General features: G+C 67.4%; 21 protein-coding genes. 13 read left to right on the top strand and 8 right to left on the bottom strand.

Features of this window, described 5'->3' with window-relative positions; genetic code table 11:
• Nucleotides 1-69: 69 nt before the first annotated feature.
• The 4 genes from CR157_RS03385 to CR157_RS03370 all read right to left on the bottom strand — a co-directional run bounded on the left by CR157_RS03385 (nucleotide 70) and on the right by CR157_RS03370 (nucleotide 6,822).
• Nucleotides 70-1,620 (bottom strand): PilZ domain-containing protein, encoded by a 1,551-nt coding sequence (locus CR157_RS03385; RefSeq protein ID WP_110282114.1) that lies wholly within the window; start codon nucleotides 1,618-1,620, stop codon nucleotides 70-72.
• An 18-nt stretch (nucleotides 1,621-1,638) separates the two neighbouring features.
• The gene (locus CR157_RS03380) at nucleotides 1,639-3,579 is read right to left on the bottom strand and encodes a glycosyltransferase (RefSeq protein WP_110282113.1); all 1,941 of its coding nucleotides are present in this window, start codon (nucleotides 3,577-3,579) and stop codon (nucleotides 1,639-1,641) included.
• Between the two features lie 9 nt (nucleotides 3,580-3,588).
• Nucleotides 3,589-4,935, bottom strand: coding sequence for a UDP-glucose dehydrogenase family protein (locus CR157_RS03375; protein WP_110282112.1), 1,347 nt, complete (start codon nucleotides 4,933-4,935; stop codon nucleotides 3,589-3,591).
• A 390-nt stretch (nucleotides 4,936-5,325) separates the two neighbouring features.
• On the bottom strand, nucleotides 5,326-6,822 hold the full coding sequence (locus tag CR157_RS03370; protein ID WP_110282111.1) for a RimK family protein: 1,497 nt from the start codon (nucleotides 6,820-6,822) through the stop codon (nucleotides 5,326-5,328).
• Between the two features lie 176 nt (nucleotides 6,823-6,998).
• Between CR157_RS03370 and CR157_RS03365 the strand changes: the two genes are divergently transcribed.
• The 5 genes from CR157_RS03365 to pepN all read left to right on the top strand — a co-directional run bounded on the left by CR157_RS03365 (nucleotide 6,999) and on the right by pepN (nucleotide 12,024).
• Nucleotides 6,999-7,496: a GNAT family N-acetyltransferase gene (locus CR157_RS03365; protein WP_110282806.1), complete on the top strand. Its 498-nt coding sequence runs from the start codon at nucleotides 6,999-7,001 to the stop codon at nucleotides 7,494-7,496.
• Nucleotides 7,497-7,538: 42 nt separating this feature from the next.
• Entirely contained in the window at nucleotides 7,539-8,024 is a 486-nt protein-coding gene (locus CR157_RS03360; protein ID WP_110282110.1) for a YajQ family cyclic di-GMP-binding protein, read from the top strand.
• 173 nt (nucleotides 8,025-8,197) lie between these two features.
• Nucleotides 8,198-8,728 (top strand): Hsp20/alpha crystallin family protein, encoded by a 531-nt coding sequence (locus CR157_RS03355; RefSeq protein WP_110282109.1) that lies wholly within the window; start codon nucleotides 8,198-8,200, stop codon nucleotides 8,726-8,728.
• Between the two features lie 177 nt (nucleotides 8,729-8,905).
• The gene (locus CR157_RS03350) at nucleotides 8,906-9,283 is read left to right on the top strand and encodes a YbaN family protein (protein ID WP_110282108.1); all 378 of its coding nucleotides are present in this window, start codon (nucleotides 8,906-8,908) and stop codon (nucleotides 9,281-9,283) included.
• A 107-nt stretch (nucleotides 9,284-9,390) separates the two neighbouring features.
• On the top strand, nucleotides 9,391-12,024 hold the full coding sequence (pepN, locus tag CR157_RS03345) for an aminopeptidase N (RefSeq protein WP_110282107.1): 2,634 nt from the start codon (nucleotides 9,391-9,393) through the stop codon (nucleotides 12,022-12,024).
• A 96-nt stretch (nucleotides 12,025-12,120) separates the two neighbouring features.
• On the opposite strand, the gene CR157_RS03340 is transcribed toward pepN, so the two are convergent.
• Both CR157_RS03340 and CR157_RS03335 read right to left on the bottom strand, forming a co-directional pair.
• Nucleotides 12,121-12,408: a hypothetical protein gene (locus CR157_RS03340; RefSeq protein ID WP_110282106.1), complete on the bottom strand. Its 288-nt coding sequence runs from the start codon at nucleotides 12,406-12,408 to the stop codon at nucleotides 12,121-12,123.
• A 130-nt stretch (nucleotides 12,409-12,538) separates the two neighbouring features.
• Nucleotides 12,539-14,137 carry a cation:proton antiporter family protein gene (locus CR157_RS03335; RefSeq protein WP_181421944.1) on the bottom strand — a complete coding sequence of 533 codons (1,599 nt, stop codon included), beginning with the start codon at nucleotides 14,135-14,137 and terminating at the stop codon, nucleotides 12,539-12,541.
• Between the two features lie 122 nt (nucleotides 14,138-14,259).
• On the opposite strand from CR157_RS03335, the gene CR157_RS03330 reads away from it, so the two are divergent.
• The 3 genes from CR157_RS03330 (at nucleotide 14,260) to CR157_RS03320 (ending at nucleotide 16,154) form a co-directional block, all read left to right on the top strand.
• Nucleotides 14,260-14,865, top strand: a complete 606-nt coding sequence (locus tag CR157_RS03330; RefSeq protein WP_110282105.1) for a LemA family protein — start codon at nucleotides 14,260-14,262, stop codon at nucleotides 14,863-14,865.
• A gap of 115 nt (nucleotides 14,866-14,980) precedes the next feature.
• Complete coding sequence (locus tag CR157_RS03325) at nucleotides 14,981-15,409, top strand: VOC family protein (RefSeq protein ID WP_110282104.1); 429 nt, start codon at nucleotides 14,981-14,983, stop codon at nucleotides 15,407-15,409.
• Nucleotides 15,410-15,479: 70 nt separating this feature from the next.
• Complete coding sequence (locus CR157_RS03320) at nucleotides 15,480-16,154, top strand: hypothetical protein (protein WP_110282103.1); 675 nt, start codon at nucleotides 15,480-15,482, stop codon at nucleotides 16,152-16,154.
• A gap of 133 nt (nucleotides 16,155-16,287) precedes the next feature.
• Here CR157_RS03320 and CR157_RS03315 read toward each other — a convergent pair whose 3' ends face one another.
• Entirely contained in the window at nucleotides 16,288-16,494 is a 207-nt protein-coding gene (locus tag CR157_RS03315) for a cold-shock protein (protein ID WP_010627343.1), read from the bottom strand.
• Nucleotides 16,495-16,798: 304 nt separating this feature from the next.
• Here CR157_RS03315 and CR157_RS03310 point away from each other — a divergent pair, with 304 nt between their 5' ends.
• Nucleotides 16,799-17,443: a LysE family translocator gene (locus CR157_RS03310; protein ID WP_110282102.1), complete on the top strand. Its 645-nt coding sequence runs from the start codon at nucleotides 16,799-16,801 to the stop codon at nucleotides 17,441-17,443.
• Between the two features lie 112 nt (nucleotides 17,444-17,555).
• Here CR157_RS03310 and CR157_RS03305 read toward each other — a convergent pair whose 3' ends face one another.
• Nucleotides 17,556-19,496, bottom strand: coding sequence for a transglycosylase SLT domain-containing protein (locus CR157_RS03305; RefSeq protein WP_110282101.1), 1,941 nt, complete (start codon nucleotides 19,494-19,496; stop codon nucleotides 17,556-17,558).
• A 161-nt stretch (nucleotides 19,497-19,657) separates the two neighbouring features.
• Between CR157_RS03305 and CR157_RS03300 the strand changes: the two genes are divergently transcribed.
• From CR157_RS03300 to CR157_RS03285, 4 genes are all read left to right on the top strand, one after another.
• A complete protein-coding gene (locus tag CR157_RS03300; RefSeq protein ID WP_110282100.1) occupies nucleotides 19,658-20,026 on the top strand; it encodes a YkvA family protein in 369 nt (122 codons plus the stop codon).
• 160 nt (nucleotides 20,027-20,186) lie between these two features.
• Entirely contained in the window at nucleotides 20,187-22,091 is a 1,905-nt protein-coding gene (gene htpG, locus CR157_RS03295; protein WP_110282099.1) for a molecular chaperone HtpG, read from the top strand.
• A gap of 251 nt (nucleotides 22,092-22,342) precedes the next feature.
• Nucleotides 22,343-23,914: a Re/Si-specific NAD(P)(+) transhydrogenase subunit alpha gene (locus CR157_RS03290; RefSeq protein WP_110282098.1), complete on the top strand. Its 1,572-nt coding sequence runs from the start codon at nucleotides 22,343-22,345 to the stop codon at nucleotides 23,912-23,914.
• Nucleotides 23,915-23,930: 16 nt separating this feature from the next.
• Nucleotides 23,931-25,373 carry an NAD(P)(+) transhydrogenase (Re/Si-specific) subunit beta gene (locus tag CR157_RS03285; protein ID WP_110282097.1) on the top strand — a complete coding sequence of 481 codons (1,443 nt, stop codon included), beginning with the start codon at nucleotides 23,931-23,933 and terminating at the stop codon, nucleotides 25,371-25,373.
• The last annotated feature ends 31 nt before the right edge of the window (nucleotides 25,374-25,404 follow it).

Raw genomic sequence — 25,404 nt, 5'->3', positions numbered from 1 at the left:
GGTGTCTCCTGGCTGGATAGGGTCGCCCGCGACGCCTGGCGTCGCGGGGTCTGATCGAGTGGCGACGCCTCAGCCGGTGTCGCCGTCGTCTTCCTCCATGGCGGCGCGATAGATGCGATCACCCAGCTGGATCACGGCGCGGGCTCCCTGCCAGACCCATTCGGCGGTGGCACCCAGCAGCGGGGCCTCGGTGAAGCGCACGTCCACCGGCTGACCGACGCTCTCCGCCGGGAGGTCGCGCTCGGGCACCAGCAGCACGCTGGCCACGTTCTGCTGTTGGCGGACCCAACTGGGGAAGCCGGCACGGGGCTGGCGTTCCACGTCGAGGGCGACGTTGCGTACCCGGGCACGGATCGGTTCCGTGGCATTGGGCAGGGCGATATAGGCCAGCTGGTTGGGTTCGATGCGATCGATGTCGCTCATGTGCACCAGCGCCTCGACCAGGACGTCGTCCTCACCGGTACGGATCAGCGTCATGATCCGCTCGCTCTCGTTGATGTAGGTGCCGTCGGCGCTGCTCAGTGCCCAGGCCACCAGACAGTCGCAGGGACTGTAGATGTCGTTGTTGGCCTTGCGCGCCTCCAGGGCGGTGATGCGTGAGCTCTCGTAGTCACGGGCGGTCTCGAACTGCTCGATGCGGGCCCGGGCGATCTCCGGCGAGACCGACTCGAAGGTGAGGGTGTCGCCACTGGCCGGCTGGGCGGAGTTGGCCAGGCTGACCTCCTGGCCGCCGGCATCGAGGTGCTCCTGGAGGTTCTCGATCAGCCGGTTGTTGTAGCGCTGGGCGGCATCGGCCAGGATCAGGTCCGACTCCAGGTCGCTGTTCTCGACGTTGGTGAGCAACTGGTCACGCTCGACCCGGTCGCCGGCCTGGAGGTCATGGGCCGCCAGGATGCCGGGACCGGGGGCGCGGATATCGATGCGTGGCGCGGTCACCGCGGCGAAGCTCGGCTCGATCATCATGAAGTTGCGATAGGCGGTGGCGGCGGCCACCAGCGCCAGCACCCCGATGGCCCCGAACAGGATCACGTAGCGGCGCATGGGGCGCGGTGGTCGTGACGAGGGCAAGGGCTTGGCGACCCCGGCCTGGCGCTTGCGCGGTGTCTGGGGATCCTCGCCGGCCATCAGGGCCTCGACACTGGCGGTGCGTCCGCTCAGGCAACTGCGGATCACCTGGCGCAGCAGCTCCCGGTGCGGTGGCTCCATGTCGACGATCTCGAACCCCGCCTTGTAGCCGCGACCGTTCGGCTCGGGCACGGCACGGCGACACTCGGCGCGCAGCGGGATGATCAGCTCGGTGGGGCCGGCCATCATCAGCAGCGACGCCGAGACCGTCTCGCCGGGCTGGAAGGCGCGGTCGCTGTAGAGGGCGAAGCCGCCCAGCGACACGTCGGCCCCGGTCAGGGTGGTGCCGTCATCCAGCCTGACCCGGAAGGGCGGCGAGACACGAATATGACGCCGCTCGTCACGGCGTTCATGCTGGATCCGGTCGCCGTTCGCCTGGCGGGCACGGTCATGGGGAACCCCGCCCCATGCCGGGTAGCGGTCGTCGTCGGGGGCGCCCCCCAGGGTGGGTTCGTGTCGGTCCTGATCGCGGGGATCGGAATAATGGTCAGCCATCCGTTGTTGTCTCCTTGCTCAAGGGCCGGCCGTCGCCACGGCCTCCATGATGGGGTCGGCCTCGACCCTCAGGCGTACGTTGACGAGGGGCAGGCGCCGTTGCTCCAGGGTCAGGGCGCAGTTCGTCTCGGGCGTGCAGGACGCCGTGTCTTCGATTGCCTCGCCATCCGGCCCCTCGATATGGGCGGCCACCGCCGGACTGAGGGCCAGGGTGGTGGACGGCGTGCCGTCGGCACCGTCGATGCGCTCGGCCCGTATCGTCTCGCCATTCTCCAGGGCATCGAGCAGGGCCTCGTTCACCCGGAAGCTGCCGGCAGGCAGCTGCACGGTGCCGCCGTCGGGCAGGGTGGTGATGACCTGCGACAGCCAGCGGTTGACGTTCTCGGGAGTCTCGGAACCCGTGACGCCCGTGTCCCTGGCGATCGAGAGCGACATGCGGTCGGGCGGGGCGAGGACGCCGGTGGTGAGGATCAGCACGAACAGCAGCACGCCGTAGGCGAAGCCGTGCAGCAGATGCCCCATGTGGCGCTGGCGGCGCGCCGCCACCGGGTCGCCGGGCTCGCCGGCGGAGATCCCCTGGCGCGACCACTTCTGGCGGTTGAAGCGGAAGCTGACATAGGTCTTGAGGATCGCGCCCCACACCTGGTTGTAGTAGATCAGCGGAATCCACAGCAGGCTGTAGCGCCCGCGCTGCCAGGCCAGGATCAGGGTGGCGATGCCACGGGTGAAGAGGATCCACAGCAGGTAGGCGAAGATGAACGAGGGGCGCACGAAGAGCGTGACCAGGAGCGCCACCGTCGGCCCGATCAGGGTGGTCCACATGGAGAGCCGCTGGTCGACCAGGCTCCACCAGGCGAACATCCCCATGGGACGGGGCCCCAGGGCGATGGCCCGGTCGCTGGTACGCAGCATGTTGCCGTACCAGCGCCGCATCAGGTCGGTGGTCGAGGCGAAGAAGCGCCGCCGGTCGGGTAGCTCCTCGAACCCCGAGACGTAGACGTCGGGGATGTAGCGCATCCGCCAGCCGTTCTTCAGCAGCCAGAACCAGGTCGACTTGTCGTCGCCGGAGAGGAACTTGAAGCGGCCGAAGCGCCAGTGCTCGACCTGGTCGTTCTCGACCAGGTCGATGAAGTCCGGCTGCACCGCCAGGTCGGCGCGGAAGGCGCTGTAGCGGCCGGTGAGCACCAGCAAGCGGTTGGAGACCGACAGCGAACTCATCACCAGGTGGCGCTGGGCATAGCGCAGGTCGTACCACTCGCGGGTGGCGTCGCCACCGGTGACGATGGCGCTGTTGTTGGTGGTCAGGGCCCCCAGGTCCGGGTCGGCCTGGAAGAAGGACAGCGAACGCTCCAGGGTACCGGGTTCCAGGCGGATGTCGCCGTCCATGGAGACCAGCAGCGCCCCGGGTGCCGGCAGCCGACGCGAGATCGCCCGCAGCACCTCGGCCATGGCCGAGCGCTTGCCGTCCCCCTTCTGGAACATGTAGCGCACCTCGACGTTGCCGGGCCAGCCGTGGTCGTCCATGACGTGGGTGATGACATCGACATCGGTGCGGTCCGAGATCGAGGCGAAGAGGGTGGTGGGCACGCCATAGTCGACGAGCTCGCGCACCAGGGCATCGTAGACCCGGAAGTTCACTTCCGGGTCGATGCGGAAGGAGGTGCAGAGCACGTAGAGCTCCGGCGGCCGCGACACCTCCGCGGCCGCATCGGCCTCGGCCCGCAGCCGCGGAAAGAGGCGGCGGTTGTACCACGCCGAACGCAGGGCCTGGACCAGCCACCAGGAGTAGCGCCAGGCGCCCACGGCACCGATGGCGAAGAAGAAGCTCTTCGATTCGGCATCGAAGACCTCCCGCGGCAGCTCGACGATCACCACCACCAGCATGGCCAGGATCAGCACCAGGACGGTGAGCTCCGTCACCCGGCTGGCGACGGCGCGATCAAGGGGCGGTTTCGACATCTCGACTCCTCAGGCCAGGACGGGCCGCACGGAGTCGCCCCGGCCGATGGCGTAGTAACCGAGCCCGGCGGCCTTGACGCTGTCGGGATGGAAGAGGTTGCGGCCGTCGACCACCACCGGCTCGAGCAGGGTCTCGCGCAGCAGGTCGAAGTCGACGGTGCGGAAGGCCTTCCACTCGGTACAGATGACCAGAGCATGGGCACCCTCCAGGGCCTCGTCGCGGCGCTCGGCGAGGACCAGGTCGTCACGCTCGCCATACAACCGGCGACACTCCTCGGCTGCCTCGGGGTCGAAGGCCTGTACCCGGGCGCCAGCCTCCCACAACGCCTCCATCAGCGCCCGGCTCGGCGCCTCGCGCATGTCATCGGTGTTGGGCTTGAAGGCCAGCCCCCAGAGGGCGATGGTCTTGCCGGCCAGCTGGCCGTCGAAGGCCGCGCAGAGCTTCTCGAACAGCTTGCCCTTCTGACGGCCGTTGACGCGCTCCACGGCATTGATCATCTCGGCCGGATAGCCGGCCGCCTCGGCGGTGTGGGCCAGCGCCTTGACGTCCTTGGGAAAGCAGGAGCCGCCGTAGCCGCAGCCGGGATAGATGAAGCTGTAGCCGATGCGCGGGTCGCTGCCGATACCGTGGCGCACCTCCTCGACGTCGGCGCCGAGGCGCTCGGCCAGGTTGGCGATCTCGTTGATGAAGCTGATCTTGGTGGCGAGCATGGCGTTGGCGGCATACTTGGTGAGTTCGGCGCTGCGCACCGCCATGAACATCAGCTTTTCCTGCTGGCGGTTATAGGGGCCGTAGCACTCGCGCATGGCGCGCCTGACGCGTTCCGACTCGGTCCCGACCACGATCCGGGAGCCACGGGAGAAGTCCTCGATGGCGGCCCCCTCCTTGAGGAACTCGGGGTTCGAGCAGACATCGAACTCCAGCTCGACGCCGCGACCGTCGAGTTCGGCGGCGATGACGCGCTCCACCTTGCTGGCCGTCCCCACCGGTACCGTCGACTTGTCGACGATGATGCGATAGTCGGTCATGTGCCGGCCGATGGTCTCGGCGACCTTGAGCACATGACGCAGATCGGCGCTGCCGTCCTCGTCGGAGGGAGTGCCCACGGCGATGAACTGGAGCAGGCCGAACGCCACACCCTTGGCGGCATCGGTGGTGAAGCGTAGCCGTCCGGCGGCCTGGTTCTGGCGGATCAGGCTCTCCAGGCCGGGCTCGAAGATCGGCACCTCGCCGGCCTCGAGTCGGGCCACCTTGGCCACGTCCACGTCGACGCAGATGACGTCATGGCCGACATCGGCCAGGCAGGCTCCCGTCACGAGCCCCACATAACCGGAACCGAAGATGGTAATCCTCATGGTCGTCGTTGCTCCTTGCTGTTGGGCCGCTCCATGTGCACCACGCCAGCCTGCCGCCGGGGTTGCCGGCAAGCGGTGACGCGAAAGGGCCGAAAACGTGAGTCGTCGACCTTACCCTCAGGCAACAATCAGGCCAGGTTTCAAGGAGGCTTCTAAATCAGTGGGTTGGGGGCTAGGCTCGGATGGCGTCGCCGCGCGGGAACGCCCGATCCGTCACCGTGAGGCAACAGATCGGGCGCGAGATCGAAGGAGCCTTGCAGATCAGGGAGTTGGCTGTTGCCGATCGGCAACAGGGGGCGGTGAAGGCGACACAAGGTACTGATGTGGCATGACTTTCCAGGGGGCGAGGCTACGCCCGACGCGCGGGACCGTCCGCCGTGGTGACGCTGCTCAGGCGCCCTCGCGAATCCGGGCCTCCATCCGGGCGAGAAAGACGCCCATGATCTGCTCATAGAGCGTGCGGCCGAGCACCGCATCCTCGACCCCGGCGTCCACGTTGGGGTTGTCGTTGACCTCGATCACCACCACGCGCCCACCGGCCTGCTTGAGGTCGACCCCATAGAAGCCGTCGCCGATGAGGCGAGTGGCCTTGAGCGCGGCCTTGAGGACGTCCGCCGGCACCTCGGTCGGGTCATGGGTGGTGAAGCCTCCGCTCTTCACCTTCGGGCCCGAGTGGTCATAGATCTGCCAGTGCCCGCGGGCCATGTAGTAGCGGCTGGCGAACAGCACCCGGCCGTCGAGCACGCCGATGCGCCAGTCGTAGTCGGTGGGCAGCCACTCCTGCAGCAGCAGCAGGGCCGAGGCATCGAACAGCCGGGCGGCCTCGCGCTCGAGTTGCGCGGGCGACTCGACCTTGACCACCCCCCGGGAGAAGGAGCCATCCGGTACCTTGAGCACCAGCGGGAACGACAGGCCGGCGATCCGCTCGGCCAGCGGCCGGCGGTCACGACGCTGGAGCAGGGCGCCCTCCGGGGCCGGCACGCCGCGGGCACGCAGCAGGGCATGCAGATAGACCTTGTTGGTGCAGCGCAGGATGTCGCGGGGGGCGTCGATCACCACCAGTCCCTCGTGCTCCGCCTGCCGGGCCAGGCGGTAGGTGTGGTGGTCCAGGGCCGTGGTCTCACGGATGAACAGGCCGTCGAACTCGGCCAGGCGGCCGGCATCGCGGCGGGTGATCAGCGAGACGTCGATGCCGAGCCGGCGACCGGCCCGGATGAACGCCTTGAGGGCACTGCGGTTGCTCGGCGGCAGGGCCTCGTTCGGGTCGACCAGGATCGCCAGGTCGAAGCGGTAGCGGCGGCGTGCCTTGGGCGTCCGCCACACCTTGCGCGAGTGGCGGTTGAGCGCCTTGGCGAAGAGGTCCTGCTCCTCGGCGGCGAGGTCGCGCAGCCGGATCGGCCTGAGCCGCGCCAGCCGCCAGAGGTCATGGCGGCGCACCAGGCGCGCCTCGAGCAGCGGGCAGGGCAGGCGTTCGAACAGCTTGCGGGCGAGCCGGGCCAGCGCCGGCTCGCGGCATTCGCCGAACAGTACCCGCAGGGTCAGGTTGTCGCCGGCCAGGGACCCCTGCCGGGCCAGGTCGCCGAGCAGCGGGGCCAGGGTGTCGAGCCGCAGGTCGATCAGTGCCTTGCGCGACAGTTCGTTGAGCGTCTCCACCGTCGGCAGCACCCGCTGGCCACGGGCCTGGGCCAGCAGCGAAACATAGTAGCCGCTGCCCAGGTAGTCGAGGTCGCTGCTCAGGTTGATCACGTGGGTGGTACGGTCCCGATCGTCGGCATCGCGATGACGGTGATCCTGGGCAAGGAAGTCCTCGGCACCGATCAGGTCCTCGGAAGGGTAGTAGGGTTGCCAGTCATCCAGACGGTCGACGACGATGCGCAGGGGGCACATGGGGGCTCCAGCCGGGCGAGGAGGGGCGGCAGGGGGGCCGCCGGAACGCAGTCAGCATGCCCTTGAGCCCGGTCCTCGACAAGCGGCGGGGTTGGTGAAAAGATTTCATGATCACGGGCGCTGACAAGCGTATCGAGCATGATCACAATCACGGCCGTGACCTCTGGAGGCATGAGATGACCGTGACCCTGCGCCAGGCCCGTCCCGGGGACCTGGACGACCTCCATCGCCTTGAGCAGATGGCCTTCACCGGTGACCGTTTCAGTCGTCGCCAGCTCTGGCATCTGCTCAACCGCGCCCACGCCGTGACCCTGGTGGCCGAGAGCCCGGGGACCGAGGGCGAGGAGGGCCGGCTGCTGGGCTATGGCACCCTGCTGTTTCGCCGCGGCAGCCGGCGCGCGAGACTCTACTCCTTCTGCGTGCACCCCGCGGCTCGGGGCGAGGGCCTGGGCCGGCGTCTCGTCGAGGCGCTCGAGCAGGTAGCGCTGGCGAGGGGCGCCGAGCGGCTGGGCCTCGAGGTGCGTGCCGACAACCGGGTGGCGCTGGGGCTCTATCGGCGCCTGGGCTTTCGTCTGGAGTGCTGGCTCGAGTGCTACTACGCGGATGGCTGTGCCGGCTGGCAGATGGTCAAGACCCTGGCGCCGACGGTCGAGGCCGTCGAGCGCGTGGGCTGATAGACTCACCCTTCCATTTCCATCGGCTACCAGGACCGCATCATGCCCTCCTTCGATATCGTTTCCGAGTTCGACAAGCACGAAGCCAGCAACGCCGTCGACCAGGCCAACCGGGAGATCCAGACGCGCTTCGACTTCAAGGGCGTCACCGCGAGCTTCGAGCTCAATGGCGAGACCGTATCGCTCGAGGCGGAGGTCGACTTCCAGCTCAAGCAGATGCTCGAGGTGCTGCGCAACAAGCTGATCGCGCGCGGCATCGACGCCCGCTGCATGGACGTCAAGGATCCCGTGCTCTCCGGGGTGCGCGCCCGCCAGGAGGTAGTCCTCAAGCAGGGCCTCGAGCAGAAGGAGGCCAAGGAGATCGTCAAGCGCATCAAGGATTCCAAGCTCAAGGTCCAGGCCCAGATCCAGGGCGAGAAGGTGCGCGTGACCGGCAAGAAGCGCGACGACCTGCAGGCGGTCATGGCCCTGCTCAAGGGCGAGGGAGGCCCCGACCTGCCGCTGCAGTACGACAACTTCCGCGATTGATCCGCGGTGTCCCGGCGTCTCTGCCCGGGCCGGTCCCGGGCTTTCTTGACCCAGGTCACGCCGCCCGTTCATGCCTCTTGAAAAGCGCCCTGCCGCCACCAATTCTGAAGATGCCGAATGGCAGAGTTCTTGCCGTGGAGCATCTTCGACAGACGAGAAAGGAGGTGTGGCAGATGAACCTGCAGAAATTCTCTCCCTGGAACTGGTTCAAGAGCGAGAGTGCCGATGCACCGACCGGGACCGTGGAACCTCGGCGTGGCGAGCTGACCCCGCTGACGAGCATGCACCAGGAACTCGATCGCTGGATGGACGGCATGATGCGCCAGTTCGGCATGCCATCGCTCGAGAGTCGCTTCGGTGACATGCCCGCGCTGCTGCGCCCGAGCCTCGATATTGCCGAGCACGACGACCGTTACGAGATCAGCGTCGAGGTGCCCGGCGTCGAGGAGAAGGACGTCAAGCTGAGCCTGGACGACCGCCGCCTGGTGATCGAGGGCGAGAAGCGCCAGGAGAGCACTACCCGGGAGGAGCGCTACCAGCGCGTCGAGCGCTCCTATGGCAGCTTCCGGCGGGTGCTCGACCTGCCGGGGGACGCCCGGGTCGAGGAGATCACGGCCTCCTTCGCCAAGGGCGTGCTGAGGATCAGCGTACCGCGCTCCCCGGAGGCGAAGGCGTCACGCCGCGAGATTCCCATCCAGGGCTGAGCGTTCGCCCACCGTCACGGGCCCGCCGCTACGCGGGCCCGCGCTTTCCGAATGCCGCGGGTCTCTCTTCGTGGCCGGACCATAGGTTGCCTCTCCTCGTCCCATAGGGCATCGCGATTGGCCATGCCGGGCGCCTTGGGCTTCAATGAATGATCAGGGAGAGGGAGGGAGCACTCGATGCCGACGCTGCAACGTGCCGTCTTTATCGCCATCGCCTGGATCAGTTTCGCGCTCGGCCTGATCGGGGTCTTCGTGCCGCTGATGCCCACCACCTGCTTCATGCTGCTGGCGGTGTGGGCCGCGTCGCGGGGCTCGCCGCGCTTCGCCCTGTGGATCCGCGAGCATCCACGCTTCGGCCCCGCCGTGGTGGCCTGGGAGGGCGAGCGCGCCATTCCCCGGCATGCCAAGTGGCTGGCCACCGGCATGCTGGCCTTCTCGATGCTGGTCTTGACCCTCACGGTCAGCGTGGCGTGGCTGAAATTCGCCCTGATCGCCGGGCTCTTCCTGGTGGGGGTATGGATCGTCACTCGCCCGGAACCCGTCGTCGCTTCCTGAGGCACCGGTTGCCTCGTCTCGACCGAAATCCCTCGAGACGAGGCGCTTTGAGATAGGGGGCGGGGGGGCCGTACAATGGCCGGCAATTCTCGACAGGAGCCACCTCGATGTCCGAACCGCAGCCGATCCACCTCAGCGACTACCGCCCTCCCGCCTACCGCGTGACCCGCACCGAGCTGACGTTCGCTCTCGATCCCGCCGCCACCCGGGTCAAGGCGCGGCTGCACCTGGAACGCCACCCCGAGCGCGAGCCCGGGCTATCGCTGGAACTCGACGGTGAGCAACTTGCGCTCAAGGCCATCGCCATCGATGGCCAGCCGCTCGGCGCGGACGAGTACACCCTCACCGAGAGCGGCCTGACCGTGCACCGGGTGCCGGAGACCTTCCTGCTCGATACCGAGGTGGAGATCGCGCCGAAGGAGAACACCGCCCTCGAAGGGCTCTACCAGTCGAACGGCATGTACTGCACCCAGTGCGAGGCCGAGGGCTTCCGGCGCATCACCTTCTACCCCGACCGCCCGGACGTGATGGCGACCTTTTCGACCACGTTGATCGGCGACGCCGCGAGCCTGCCGGTGCTGCTCTCCAACGGCAACCCGGTGGAGCGCGGAGAGCTGCCGGGCGATCGCCACTTCGTCACCTGGGAGGATCCCCACCCCAAGCCCTGCTACCTGTTCGCTCTGGTGGCCGGCGACCTGCAGAAGGTCGAGGACAGCTTCACCACCATGAGCGGGCGCGAGGTGGCCCTGCAGATCTGGGTCGAGGAGGAGAACCTCGGCAAGACCGATCACGCCATGGCCTCGCTCAAGCGCGCCATGGCCTGGGACGAGCGGACCTACGGCCGCGAGTACGACCTCGACCTGTTCATGATCGTGGCGGTCAACGACTTCAACATGGGCGCCATGGAGAACAAGGGGCTCAACATCTTCAACTCCGCGGCGGTGCTGACCCATCCGCACACCGCCACCGACGCCGCCTTCCAGCGGGTCGAGGGCATCGTCGCCCACGAGTACTTCCACAACTGGTCGGGCAACCGGGTGACCTGCCGCGACTGGTTCCAGCTCTCCCTCAAGGAGGGCTTCACGGTCTTCCGCGACCAGTGCTTCAGCGCCGACACCAACTCGGCACCGGTCAAGCGCATCGAGGACGTCTCCTTCTTCCGCACCGCCCAGTTCGCCGAGGACGCCGGCCCCACCGCCCACCCGGTGCGTCCCGATCACTACATCGAGATCGGCAACTTCTACACCCTGACCATCTACGAGAAGGGCGCCGAGATCGTGCGCATGCTCTGCAACCTGGTGGGCTGGGAGACCTTCCGTCGTGGCAGCGACCTCTACTTCGAGCGCTTCGACGGCCGGGCGGTGACCATCGAGGACTTCGTCGGCTGCATGAGCGAGGTCTCGGGCCAGGACCTCTCCCGCTTCATGCTCTGGTACTCCCAGGCCGGCACCCCGGAGATCGACGCCCACGGCGAATACGACTACGCCAGCTGCGAATACCGGCTGGTCCTGCGGCAGCGCACCCCGGCCACCCCCGGCCAGGCGGAGAAGCAGGCCCTGCACATCCCGATCCGCCTGGGGCTGGTGGGCACCAAGTCCGGGCGCGACCTGTCCCTGACCCTCGGCGGCGAGGCGCTGGGCAGTGACGCCGTCATCCACCTGCGCGAGACGGAGCAGGAGTTCGTCTTCACCGATGTCGCCGAAGCCCCGGTGCCCTCTCTGTTGCGCGGCTTCTCGGCGCCGGTCAAGCTACGCTTCCCCTATGGACGCGAGGACCTGGCCTTCCTGCTGCAGCACGACGCCGACGGCTTCAATCGCTGGGACGCCGGCCAGCGCCTGGCCCTGCTGGCGCTGGACGACCTGATCGCCGCCCACCGCAACGGGGTCGAGAAGGTGATGGACCCCCGGGTGGTGGAAGCCTTCCGCGGACTGCTGGCCTCCGACCCCGAGGACAAGGCGGTGCTCGCCGAGATGCTGACCCTGCCCTCCGAGGCCTATATCGCCGAACAGCAGCCGCTGGTGGACGTGGATGCCATCCATGCCGCCCGTGACTTCGTCGAGCAGTCGCTGGCCGTGGCCCTGCGCGACGACTTCCTGCGCCTCTACGAGGCGAATCGCTCCGACGTCCCCTATGCCCCGGAACCCGAGCAGATCGCCGCGCGCAGCCTGAAGAACGTGGCGCTCTCCTACCTGATGGCGCTGGAGGACGAACAGGCGATCGAACTCTCCCGCGAGCAGTTCGCGGCCGACCACAACATGACCGACGTGCGTCATGCCCTGACCCTGCTGGTACACAGCAGCCGGGACGACATCGCCGATCCGGCGCTCAAGGCCTTCGGCGAGAAGTGGGCCCACGACCCCCTGGTCATGGACCAGTGGTTCAGCATCCAGGTCACCCGCCCCCAGCCGGACGTGCTCGAGCGGGTGAAGTTCCTGATGGGACACCCGGCCTTCTCGCTGAAGAACCCCAACAAGGTGCGCGCCCTGATCGGTGCCTTCGCCGGCCAGAACCGGGTCAACTTCCATCGCCTCGACGGCGAGGGCTACCGGCTGCTGGCCGACGTGGTGATCGAGCTCAACCGGCTCAACCCGGAGATCGCCGCACGCCTCATCACGCCGTTGACCCGCTGGCAGCGCTTCGACGAGGCCCGCCAGGCGCTGATGAAGGGCGAGCTCGAGCGGATTCGCGCCGAGGAGCTCTCGCCGAATGTGTATGAGGTGGTCGAAAAGGCTCTCGCCTGAGCCAACGCACGATCGGTAACGACAGCGCCGCCCATCGGGCGGCGCTTCTTGTCCTGCACAACGGCCGTCGAGCGCAGCGGCAAAGTACCCGCCCAATCAGTTGATCAGCCAGCTGAGCACGGTCACGCCAAGTACGAGCCAGATCAGGGCGACGACGAAGGCGCGGCGCAGGATGGCGGCCAGCCCCTTCCACAGCAGCCACAGGCCGACGATCAGCACCAGCAGGCTGATCAGCGAGGGGGCGATGCCGAGCGACTCGGAGAGGCCGCGCAGAAAGCTCCGGGCCGAATCGCCGAGATTGGCGAAGAAGCCGCGCAACAGGTCGACGATGAAGCGGATCAGGTCGCCGAGCGCGCCGCCCAGCCAGGTGAAGACGTCTTCCATGCTCAAGGGGTTCCAGGACAGCCATGTTCGACGCAAGCGTCACTCATCGGGATGGTCCGGCAGGATATTGCCCGGGGTTCCCCTAGCCATCAAGCCGCAAACGCCTCTGGCTGGCAAGCGGCACGGGCTGTCAGCCGAGCTGCCGAGACAGGGGCGAGATCCCGGCTTCCTCGGCGGCGCTGTCAGCCAGAGCGCGTCCGGCTTCATCGTAGACGTGGAAGACGGCATTGGCGCCCAGCTCGCGGATCGGCTCGATCTCCTCGGGAAACTCCACGACGGCCGTGATGCGCCCCGGAAATTCCCGCGAGCGCAGTTGCTTCAGGGCGACGAGGTTGCCGGCGTGGTGCGGCATGGCCAGCACCACCATCTGCACGTCGCGGGACATCAGCAGCTTGTCCCAGAAATCGGAATCCACGGCATCCCCCTCCAGCACATTGAAACCGCGTTCGCGGAGTAGCTTCACGCTATTGGGGTTGCTGTCGATGCCCAGCACACGCAGACCATACACTTTCTGCAGGCGCCGGTAGACGCTGCGGCCGATGCGCCCCATGCCCAGCACCACGGCCTCGGCATCCCCCACCTCGATGGGGCGGTCGTTGGCGGCCAACTGGCTGGGGGCACGCTGCGGCAGTCGAGGCTCGAGCCAGCGGTAAATGCTCTCGCTGGCGCCATTGATCATTGCCGAGCTAGCGAAGCTGATGGCCACGGCCAGCGACAGGACCACCAGCCACTCCTCGCTCAGCCAGCCGGTGGACACGGCAATGGCCCCGACGATCAGCCCGAACTCCGAGTAGTTGGAGAGGCTCAGCGTCGCGAGCACCGAGGTGCGCGGGCGCATGGGAAAGCCCATGAAGATCCGTTGGTAGAGAAGGCTCTTCAGGGGCAGCACGGCCACCAGGGCCAGGGCCATGCCGAGGTGGCTCGCATCGGGCATGGCAGTGAGCCCGATCCCCAGGAAGAAGCCCACCAGCAGCAGCTCCTTGATGTTGAACATGGAGCGAGCCAGGTTCTGGGCTGCGGGGTGGGGGGCCAGGAGCAGGCCGATGACCAGGGCACCGAGGTCGCCCTTGACGCCCACGGACTCGAAGAAGGCGTAGCCCAGCACCAGGGCCAGCAGGATGCCGAACAGTAGCTGCATCTCGCCATGGCCGAGCTGGTCCAGGAGGCGGCGCAGTCCAGGGGCGGCCGGGATCAGCAGCAGCAGCCCCAGGGCCCAGGGGCTCGGCAGCTCGCCGGTGGAGGCGGTGATGAAGAGCACCGCGAAGATGTCCTGCATGATCAGCACGCCGATGGCCAGGCGGCCATAGGCCGTCTGGGTCTCGCTGCGCTTCTCCAGTACCTTGACCACGAAGACGGTGCTGGAGAAGGAGAGGGTAAAACCCAGCAGCGCCAGCGTCGGCCAGCCAGCCTCGGCCAGCAGCCCGAGCCCCAGCCACTTGAACAGTGACAGCAGGGACATCAGCAGCAGCGTCGAGCCCAGCATGTGCAGGGAAGCGCTGCCCCAGACGTCATGGCGCAGCAGGGTGCGCACATCCAGCTTCAGTCCGATGGTGAACAGCAGCAGGGTGACACCGGTGTTGGACAGCAGCTCGAGCAGTGGGGTCTTGTCGTAGCCCAGCGCGTTCAGGGCGAAGCCGGCAACGAGAAACCCCACCAGTGGAGGCAGCCGCACGGCCATGGCCGCCAGCCCGCCGATGAAGGCGGCAAGTAGGAAGGCTGCATCGATCATCGACGGTCCCTGTTCGACAAAAATGGCACGGGGTAGAGTGTAAAGAGGTTGGTCCGGGAATGGCACCGGCCAATGGCATGGTTGGCTCGCCGCTCGTGCCGCGTCGTAACGAGGAGACGTGCATGGAAATCTCGACGATCGTGGTGCTGGTGCTGCTGGTGGCCGTGGGCGTGTTGCTGGCCTATGGCGTTGCCATCTACAACCGCCTGGTGACGCTGCAGAACCGCTACGGCCACGCTTTCGCCCAGATCGAGGTGCAGCTCAAGCGCCGCTATGACCTGATTCCCAACCTGGTGGAGACGGCGAAGGCCTACATGAGTCACGAGCGGGAGGCCCTGCAGGCGGTGACCGAGGCGCGCAACGGGGCCCTGGCCAGCCTCCGGGCCGCCGCCGCCCGGCCCGGCGAACCCGGTGCCATGGCCGAGCTGGCCGGTGCCGAGGGCGCCCTGGGGGCCGCACTGGGGCGGCTCAACGTGGTGATGGAGGCATATCCCGACCTCAAGGCCTCGGAGAACATGCGCCAGCTCAGCGAGACCCTCACCAGCACCGAGAACCGGGTCGCCTTCGCCCGCCAGGCCTTCAACGATGCCGTGATGCAGTACAACAGCTACAGGCAGAGCTTTCCACCGGTGCTGCTGGCCGGCCCCTTGGGCCATCGCGAGGACGCCGCCCTGCTGGAGCTCGCGGACAGCGCCGAGATCCAGGCCGCTCCCCGCGTGAGCTTCTGAGGCGGGCGGCTCCATGGGGTTCTTCGAGGCCCGGCGGCTCACCGGCCACCTGGCCAGCCGGTCCCTGCCGCGGCATGATGGAGGGCACCGGCAATGACAACCTGGAGGCACCGCGATGCTCACTCCCTTTCATCTCGCCGTGCAGGTTCGCGATCTGGCCGAGGCCCGTCGCTTCTATGGCGAGCTGCTGGGCTGCCCGGAAGGTCGCTCCAGCGATACCTGGATCGACTTCAACCTCTACGGCCACCAGTTCGTTTGTCACCTGAACCCGGCCCTCGGCGACCGGGGAAGCGACGATCACCGCAATCCCGTGGACGGTCACGGCGTGCCGGTGCCACACTTCGGGGTAGTGCTGGAAATGGGTGACTGGGAGGCGCTGGTCGACCGCCTCACCGAGGCCGGGGTGCGTTTCGAGATCGAGCCCCACATCCGTTTCCGGGGTGAGCCCGGCGAGCAGGCCACCATGTTCTTCCGCGACCCCAGCGGCAATGCCATCGAGTTCAAGGCCTTCCGTGACATTGCCGGACAGCTGTTCGCCACCTGAATCCCGGCCTCGCCTTGCGGGGGCGGTGTCGCTCTGGTGCAATGTCATGCTTTTCGTCAGGAGAAAGAGGATGGCAATGAAACCCTGGATGCCTCTGGTGGCGGCCATGGTGCTCGCCCTGGGGCTGGCCGGCTGCGGCAACGGCGACGATGACGAGTCGACCCCTGCCGAGACCGAGGAAGCGCAGGAGATGGAACAGGAGGCGGAGGAGCCGGCCGCCACGATGGACGATGACGAGCCCGCGGCCGCCGAGGCACCGCCGCCCGCCGATGGCGAGGCGGAGGTGGAGGGGGGCGCCGGGGTCGATGCCGATGCCGAGACCCTCGGCGAGTCGCCCGACACCAGCCTGGAAGGCGACGAGGCGCTTCCCGGCGAGACGACCCGTGATGATGTCGACGCCATCATCGAGGAGCAGGAGCGACGCTTCGAGGAGGCCAGCCGCCGCATCGACGAGCAATTCGAGGAGGCCGAGCAGGAGCAAAGCCCCGAGTTCGAGCCCATGGAGGATCCGACCGACCTCGAGCCGTCCAGTGACCCCCTCGAGGAGCGCGACGAGTTCGGGCTGGATGAAGAGGCCGCCCAGGCCGGGGAGCCCACCAGCAGCGACATCGATGCCATCATCGAGGAGCAGGAGCGCCGTTTCGATGAGGCCCAGCGCCGCCTGGAAGAGCAGTTCGAGGAGGTGGAACAGGAGCAGGAGGAAAGCCCCGAGTTCGAGCCCATGGAGGTCGAGGAGGAGGAGTGAGGCGCCCGGCCGCCCATGAAAAAGGCCCACCGCGAGGTGGGCCTTCCTGTTTCACGGGCCGCAACGCACCGATTGGCGATGTCGTCGTCAGACGGGGTCGGCAACCGGCGCCGGGTTGCCAGGGATGGCTCCCTTAGTTGGCGATCCGGATGTTGGAGGCCTGAAGGCCCTTCTTGCCCTGGGTGACCTCGAAGGTGACCTTCTGGCCGTCCTGCAGGGTCTTGAAGCCTTCAGCCTGGATTTCGGAGAAGTGCGCGAACAGGTCATCACCGCCGTCGTCGGGAGAGATGAAGCCGTAGCCCTTGGTGTCGTTGAACCACTTGACAGTGCCAGTTGCCATTGTCGATTTCCTTAACATACTGTAATGATCGTGCCGGGCACACGATGTCGGATCGAGCGCCCCAAGTGCGTGGGCAAGGCAAGGAAGAAGTGCGCACTGGGTGTATCGAAGGAATCGAAGTACAACTGACGACTTTTTACTTGCTGACCAACGCCGCGGATGGTGCACCGGCACCCCGATTGCGTCAACCGGGCTGCCGCAGGGGGAACCGTTGCAACCGCCCGCAAGCTCACTGTAGATGGAAACCCCCCAGGCGTCCAGCACCCGCCGGCCGCCTTTCCCGATCACCCTCGCGAGTCCTGCCATGTTCATCGACGCACACTTCTGGCCCTTCCTGGTGGCCATCACCCTGCTGACCATGAGTCCCGGTGTCGATACCCTGCTGGTGATCCGCAACACCGCCCGGGGAGGGATGCGCGACGGCATTCTCACCAGCCTGGCGATCTGCTGCGGGCTCTTCGTGCATGCCGCCGTCTCGGCGCTGGGCATCTCGCTGATCCTGCTGCAGTCGGCCTGGGCCTTCGGGCTGCTCAAGCTGGCCGGTGCCGCCTACCTGGTCTGGCTGGGGGGGAACAGCCTGCTTGCCGCCCGGCGCGGCCAGGGGCTGCCGGTGGCCGGCGTCGGCGGCGAGCGACGCGCGGTGCCGGTATGGCTGCCGCTGCGCGAGGGGTTCCTGTCCAACGTGCTCAATCCCAAGACGGTGGTCTTCTACATGGCCTTCCTGCCCCAGTTCATCGCCCCGGGTGACCCGGCGCTGGTCAAGTCGCTGTGGCTCGCCGGGGTGCACTTCGTGATCGCCAACCTGTGGCAGATCGCCATCGTGGCGATGGTAGGCAGCGCCGGGCGCTGGCTGACCAGCCGCGCCTTCGCCAGGTGGCTCAACGCGGTGACCGGTGGCGTGCTCATCGCCTTCGGGGTCAAGCTGGCGCTGGCACGTCAGCCAGGCTGACATCGCTACGGGCTACGGGCTATGGGCTACGGGCTATGTGGTCGTAACATGTTGCTCGAAGCTCGAAGCTCGAAGCTCGAAGCTCGAAGCTCGAAGCTCGCGGCGTTGAGGCCTAGTTGCGGGCCAGCAGCGAGCGGTCGTAGCGCACGGAGGTCTCCGCGGGGCTCAGCACCGCCACGCCCTCGCTGTTGCCGCCGTTGGCCAGGCTCTCGAAGATCGCCCGGTAGGCGAGCACCGCCTGGACATAGGCGCGGGTCTCGCGGAAGGGGATGCTCTCGACGAAGAGGTCGAACTCCTCCGGGGCGTCGCGCAGCCAGCGGTCGACCCGGCCGGGGCCGGCGTTGTAGGCGGCGGTGGCGGCCAGGCGATTGCCGCGATAGCGGTCGAGCATGTCGCGAATGTAGGTGCTGCCGAGCCGGATGTTGAGCGCCGGGTCGAGCACGCCATGGGGGCCGGGATCGCTGATGCCGAGCTGGCGGCTGAGCTGGGTGGCGGTACCCGGCATGATCTGCATCAGGCCGCGGGCGCCGGCCGGCGAGAGCGCCTCGGGATTGTAGGCGCTCTCGCGACGGGCGATGCCCATCAGCAGGTAGGGGTCGACCCCGGTGGCACGCCCCCAGTGCAGGAAATGCTCGCGGTAGGCCTCGGGGAAGCGCCAGTCCAGGGCGTCCCACATCTGCCCGGTGATGGTGGTCTGCACCAGCTTGGCGTGCCAGCCCCGGCGTTGGGCATAGTCGGCCAGGGCGCGCGCCTCCCGGGGCGTGGCCCGGGCCACGGCGGCGTGCCACTCGCTGTTGGCCAGGCCCTGCTCGCCGATGCGGATCAGCGCCTCGGTGCGCTGCACCGCCGGCCAGCGGGCGACCTGCTCACGGAAGCCGTCGTCGAAGCCGTTGCGCTCCAGGTTCAGGGCATAGGGCCGGCCCAGGCGATCGGCGGCGGCGAAGCCGAAGAAGCTGCGCTCGTCGGCGGCGGCGGCATAGGCCGTCTCCGCGGTGGCGGTGTCGCCGAGCTGTTCCAGGGCACGGCCCAGCCAGTACTGCCAGCGGGCCTCCTGTCGCGGTGCGTCGGGCATGCGGTGGACCCAGTCGATGACCCCCCGCCAGTCGCGCTCGGCCAGGGCGGTGCGTACTCGCAGCTCGAGCAACTCGGCATCGGGCATGCCGACCAGGGCCTCGTCGACCCAGGCGCGGTTCTGGCGGATGTCCCGTACCAGTGAGTAGAACACCAGGTCGCGCTCGATGGCGAGGCGGCTGGGCTCGTCGAGTTCCAGGTGCGGGGCGATCTTGCGCCAGGCCTCATGGGCGGCCTCGGTATCGGCGCGGTTGAAGCCGTGCATGGCGGCGGCGAACAGCGCGCTGCTGCCCTGGCAGTCGGGGCCGATGCAGGTGGGTACCCGGGTGACCGCGGCGTAGTCCTTCTGCAGTCGCTCCACGGTGTCACGCGCCTCCTGCCAGCGGCTGCCTAGCATCCTGCCCAGGTAGCTCATCAGCCCGGTCTCGCCGGCCTGCCAGGCGAGCATCTTGCGCTCCCAGATCTCCCGCTCGCCGATCTCGCCCCGGCTGCGCAGGGCAAGGAACAGGGTGTCGCAGGCATCCGGCTGCGAGCGGCCGACGCGCCACAGCTCCCGCCCCCCCTCGGCGGCGGCCCTGGGGTCGCGGCCGAGCAGGGCCGTGTAGTAGTAGCACTGACGGGCGGTGCCCTCGGGCACGCCGTCGGCCACCGCCAGCAGGCTGCCGAAGCGGCCGGCGTGACCGTAGCGGGCGATGGCCTGGCCGCGCATCCACTCGCCCAGCGGTGAGTCGCCGTGGCGCTCGATGAAATCGAGCACTCGGGCCGGCTCCGCCTGGGGCAGGCGGTGGCGCAGTCGGTGGTACTCCACGTAGCCGGCCAGCAGGTGGTCGTCGATGGCCGCCTGGTCGATCTTCTGCCACTCCTGGTTGCGGGCCGCCTCCAGGGCGTCGCGCATGGCGCGATCATCAGCCTGGACGAGCAGCGGCAGGCAGCACAGGGTGGCGGCGATCAGGGCCTTGCAGTGACCGAATGACAGGGGCATATCGTGACCTCTTGGGGTTCGCGGTCGGCAGTGCCGCCATGGTGGCCGATGGCAGGGCGCTTGAGTAGTGTCGCCGTTACCCGACAGACACCGGCTGTCCGTCGCAGGGGGGGATACCCTATCGTGTAGCGGTGTTCCCGCATGCCGGCAAGGAGGTCGAGATGGCCAGATTCGGTGGCTGGTTCCTGATGGAGCGGCTGCGCCGCCGCTCCCGTGTGCTGGGAGAGATGGGCCGCGCCCTGCGGCTGTTCCTGCCCATGACCCGTGATGTGCTGCTGCGCCGCTACCGGCCGGTGCCCTGGGCGGCCTTCCTGTGGATGCTGGCGGCCCTGGCGTACCTGGTCTCGCCGCTGGACCTGATTCCCGACATGCTCCTGATGCTGGGGTTGGTGGACGATGTGGTGATCGTCGGCTGGCTGCTGACCCGGGTCGATCGCCGCCTGAAGGGGTATCGTATCTGGCGGGCACGCCGGGAGGGTGGCGACCCGCCCTCCGGCGAGGGTCGATGCGACGGGGAGCGTCCGCCTTGATACGATCGTTTGAAGTTCTCCTTCCCTGCTGCTGCACTTCGTGCTCGGCGACCCGGGGGCAGCCGGCGCTTGAAAAACCGGTACCGGGCCCCATATCGACGTCAGTTCCAAACCGGTGGAATCGCCACCATCGTCATGTCGAAAGAGGGGTCCGAGACACATGACCACAGCCACCCATGAAGAGACCCTCGGCTTCCAGACCGAGGTCAAGCAGCTCCTGCACCTGATGATCCACTCCCTGTACTCCAACCGGGAGATATTCCTGCGCGAGATGATCTCCAACGCCGCCGACGCCTGCGACAAGCTGCGCTACGCGGCGCTGGACAACGATGCCCTGTACGAGGACGACAGCGAACTGCGCATCGAGATCGAGCATGACCCGGCGGCGGGCACCGTCACCGTGCGCGATAACGGCATCGGCATGAACCGTGCCGAGGTGATCGAGAACCTCGGTACCATCGCACGCTCCGGCACCGCCGAGTTCCTCAAGCAGCTCTCCGGCGAGCAGCAGAAGGATGCGAAGCTGATCGGCCAGTTCGGCGTCGGCTTCTACTCCGGCTTCATCGTCGCCGACGACATCACCGTGCGTACGCGCAAGGCCGGCACCCCGGTCGGCGAGGGGGTGGAGTGGCACTCGAAGGGCGAGGGCGAGTTCACCGTCGCCGACGTCGAGCGCCCGGCCCACGGCACCGAGATCGTCCTCCACCTCAAGGAGAACGCCAGGGAGTTCGCCGACGACTTCCGTCTGCAGAGCCTGGTGCGCAAGTACTCCGACCATATCGATGTGCCGGTGCGCATGCCGCGTGTCGAGACCGACAAGGACGAGGACGGCAAGCCGGTCGAGGGCAGCGAGAAGACCGTCTGGGAGACGGTCAACGAGGCCACCGCGCTCTGGGTGCGGCCCAAGAGCGAGATCTCCGACGACGAGTACAAGGCCTTCTACAAGCACGTGGCCCACGACTTCGCGGATCCCTTGACCTGGAGCCACAACAAGGTCGAGGGCAAGCTCGAGTACGTGAGCCTGCTCTATGTGCCGGGCCGCGCGCCCTTCGACCTCTATGAGCGCGACGGCGCCCGTGGCGTGAAGCTCTATGTGCAGCGCGTCTTCATCATGGACGACGCCGAGCAGTTCCTGCCGCTCTACCTGCGCTTCATCAAGGGCGTGCTCGACACCCGCGAGCTGTCGCTGAACGTCTCCCGCGAGCTGCTGCAGCAGGATCCCAAGGTCGAGAAGATCAAGAGCGCCCTGACCAAGCGCGCCCTGGACATGCTCGGCAAGCTGGCCAAGGACAAGGAGGCCTACCAGGGCTTCTGGAACGCCTTCGGCAGCGTGCTCAAGGAGGGCCCGGCGGAGGACTTCGCCAACCGCGACAAGATCGCCGGCCTGCTGCGTTTCTCCACCACCCATACCGACAGTGCCACCCAGGACCAGTCCCTGGCCGACTATGTCGGGCGCATGAAGGAGGGGCAGGGCAAGATCTACTACATCGTCGCCGACAGCTTCAATGCGGCCAAGAGCAGCCCGCATCTCGAGATCTTCCGCAAGAAGGGCATCGAGGTACTGCTGCTCCACGACCGCATCGACGAGTGGCTGATGAGCCATCTGACCGAATTCGATGGCAAGGGCTTCGTCGACGTGGCCAAGGGCGACCTGGACCTCGGCGAGGTCGAGGGAGAAGAGGAGAAGAAGGCTCAGGAGGAGACCGCCAAGGCGAAGGAGGCCCTGGTCAAGCGGGTCAAGGAAGCACTCGGCGAGCAGACCCAGGAGGTGCGGGTCACCCATCGCCTGATCGATTCGCCGGCCTGCGTGGTGCTCCCGGAGCATGAGATGGGCTACCAGATGCGCCGCATCATGGAGGCCGCCGGCCAGCCGTTGCCCGAGGTCAAGCCGATCCTCGAGCTCAATCCGGCCCACCCCCTGGTCGAGCGGCTGGAGTCGGCGGACGGCGATGCCTTCACCGATCTGGCCCATGTGCTGCTCGACCAGGCGATCATCGCCGAAGGCGGTCATCTCGATGACCCGGCCGCCTACGTCAAGCGCCTCAACGCCCTGTTGAGCGCCTGATCACCATTTCATCGAGCGATACTTGACCTCCACGCAGGCCGCGTTCGGGCGGCCTGCGTGCGTCAGGGGGTTGGTCCTTCTCTCCTTTACGTCAACGTCATTTCGTGGATTTTCCCTGACTCGTCAGTCATATAGTGCTACATTCGAGGGCTGCCCTTCATTCTCCTGACGGTTGTGCAATGCGGCATCGTCAGGTATGAATACACGGTCTGACGCATGCAAAATGTCAATAACCAACCGGGAGATCCAACGTGAAGATTGGTGCACCCAGGGAGCTCGCCAAGGGTGAGGCGCGCGTCGCGCTGACCCCCGAGAGCGCTCAGCAGATCCAGAAACTGGGACACGAGTGTCTCGTCGAGGCCGGAGCCGGGACTGCCGCGGGCTTCGATGACAACGCCTACCGGGCGGCCGGGGTCACCGTCGTCGACGGTGCCGAGGCACTCTGGCGCGAGGCCGAGGTGGTCATCAAGGTGCGCGAGCCCTCCGAGGAGGAGGCCGGTCGCCTGCGCCAGGGTCAGACGCTGATCGCCTTCATCTGGCCGGCCCAGAACGAGGCCCTGCTCGAGACATGCCGCGCCCAGGGGGCGACGGTCATCGCCATGGACATGGTGCCGCGGATCTCGCGGGCGCAGAAGATGGATGCGTTGTCGTCCATGGCCAACATCGCCGGCTACCGGGCGGTGATCGAGGCCGGCAACAACTTCGGGCGCTTCTTCACCGGCCAGGTGACCGCCGCCGGCAAGGTGCCGCCGGCCAAGGTGCTGGTGATCGGTGCCGGGGTGGCGGGGCTTTCCGCCATCGGCACCGCCACCAGCCTGGGGGCCGTGGTGCGCGCCTTCGACGTGCGCCCCGAAGTGGCCGAGCAGATCGAGTCGATGGGCGCCGAGTTCCTGTTCCTCGATTTCGACGAGAGCCAGGACGGGTCGGAGAGCGGCGGCTATGCCGCGCCCTCGAGCCCCGAGTTCCGCGAGAAGCAGCTCGAGTGTTTCCGCGAGCAGGCGCCGGATGTCGACATCGTCATCACCACGGCGCTGATTCCGGGCCGTCCCGCGCCCAAGCTGTGGCTGGCGGACATGGTCGAGGCGATGAAGCCCGGCTCGGTGATCGTCGACCTGGCCGCCGAGAAGGGGGGCAACTGCGACCTGACCCGCGCCGACGAGAAGGTGGTCTCCGACAACGGCGTGACCATCGTCGGCTACACCGATTTCCCCTCGCGCATGGCCACTCAGGCGTCGCTGCTCTATGCCACCAACGTCCGCCATATGCTCACCGATCTCACCCCCGCGAAGGATGGGAAGATCGTGCATGACATGGAGGACGACGTCATCCGTGGCTCCACGGTGACCCACGAGGGCGAGATCACCTTCCCGCCGCCGCCGCCCAAGGTCAAGGCCATCGCCGCGGCCAAGCCCAAGCCCAAGGAACCCGAGCCCACACCGGAGGAGAAGAAGGCCGCCGAGCATGCCGCCTTCCTGGCCCAGACCAAGCGCCAGGTCACGATGCTCGGTGTAGGGGGAGCGCTGATGCTCCTGCTCGGCCAGGTGGCGCCGGTGTCCTTCATGCAGCACTTCATCGTCTTCGTGCTGGCCTGTTTCGTGGGCTTCCAGGTGATCTGGGGCGTCAGCCACTCCCTGCATACGCCGCTGATGGCGGTGACCAACGCCATCTCCAGCATCATCATCCTCGGGGCGATCCTGCAGATCGGCTCGAGTAGCTTCCTGGTGGTGCTGATGTCCGCGATCGCGGTACTGATCGCGTCCATCAACATCGTGGGGGGCTTCCAGGTCACGCGCCGGATGCTCGCCATGTTCCAGAAATCCTGAGCGGCGGAGAGACGAGATGTTGAGTCAGGGATTTGTATCTGCCGCGGCGATCGCGGCGAGTGTATTGTTCATCCTCTCCCTGGGGGGGCTGAGCAACCAGGAGAAGGCCAAGCGGGCGGTGTGGTACGGCATCGTCGGCATGGCCGTGGCGGTGGTCTTCACCGCCTTCGGACCGGGCATCGGCGGCTACTGGTGGATGGTGCCGATGATGATCGTCGGCGCGGTGATCGGTGTGCAGGTGGCCAAGAAGGTCGAGATGACCGAGATGCCGCAGCTGGTGGCGGCGCTGCACAGCTTCGTGGGGCTGGCGGCGGTGTTCGTGGGCTGGAACGCCGACCTGGAGCGGCGCCGTGTACTGGCTACCCAGCTCGCGGAGTCTTCGACCGAGGGCTTCTCCGCCTTCGCCGCCCTGGTGGCCACCAAGACGCCGGCGGAGCTCACCTTCCTGCAGATCGAGGTGGTACTGGGCGTGTTCATCGGCGCGGTGACCTTCACCGGTTCGGTGATCGCCTTCGGCAAGCTGGCCGGCAAGGTGGACAGCAAGCCGCGCAAGCTGCCCGGCGGCCATATGCTCAATGCCGGGGCAGCGGCACTGTCGCTGTTGCTGGCGATTCTCTACCTGAGCGGCGCGGGCTTCTGGACGTTGCTGTTGATGTCGCTGCTGGCCTTCTTCATCGGCTACCACCTGATCATGGGCATCGGCGGCGCCGACATGCCGGTGGTGGTGTCGATGCTCAACAGCTACTCCGGCTGGGCGGCGGCGGCCATCGGCTTCACGCTGTCCAACGATCTGCTGATCGTCACCGGCGCCCTGGTGGGCTCCTCCGGTGCCATCCTGTCGTACATCATGTGCAAGGCGATGAACCGCAACTTCGTCAGCGTGATCCTGGGCGGCTTCGGCGGCAGCCAGGGGCCGGCGGCGGAGATCGAGGGCGAGCAGGTGGCCATCGACGCCGCCGGCGTGGCCAGCGCCCTCAACGATGCCGACAGCGTGATCATCGTGCCGGGCTATGGCATGGCCGTGGCCCAGGCCCAGAATGCGGTGAGCGAGCTGGTACGCAAGCTGCGCGCCGCCGGCAAGGAGGTGCGTTTCGGCATCCACCCGGTGGCGGGTCGCCTGCCGGGGCACATGAACGTGCTGCTGGCCGAGGCCAAGGTGCCCTACGACATCGTGCTGGAGATGGACGAGATCAATGGCGACTTCCCCAATACGGACGTGGCGATCGTCATTGGCTCCAACGACATCGTCAACCCGGCCGCCCAGGAGGATCCCAACAGCCCCATCGCCGGCATGCCGGTGCTGGAGGTGTGGAAGGCCAAGCACGTCTTCGTCTCCAAGCGCGGCCAGGGTACCGGCTATTCGGGCATCGAGAACCCGCTGTTCTACAAGGAGAACACCCGGATGTTCTATGGCGATGCCAGGGCGAGCATCGACTCGCTGCTGCACCTGATCGACTGAGGCGTTCCACCCGGGTCGAATCGTCGGCCCG

Source organism: Halomonas sp. LBP4 (assembly GCF_003202205.1).
Classification (GTDB): domain Bacteria; phylum Pseudomonadota; class Gammaproteobacteria; order Pseudomonadales; family Halomonadaceae; genus Halomonas; species Halomonas flagellata.
Note: the sequence above shows the minus strand (reverse complement) of the source record. Positions and strands in the feature narration are given on the sequence as shown.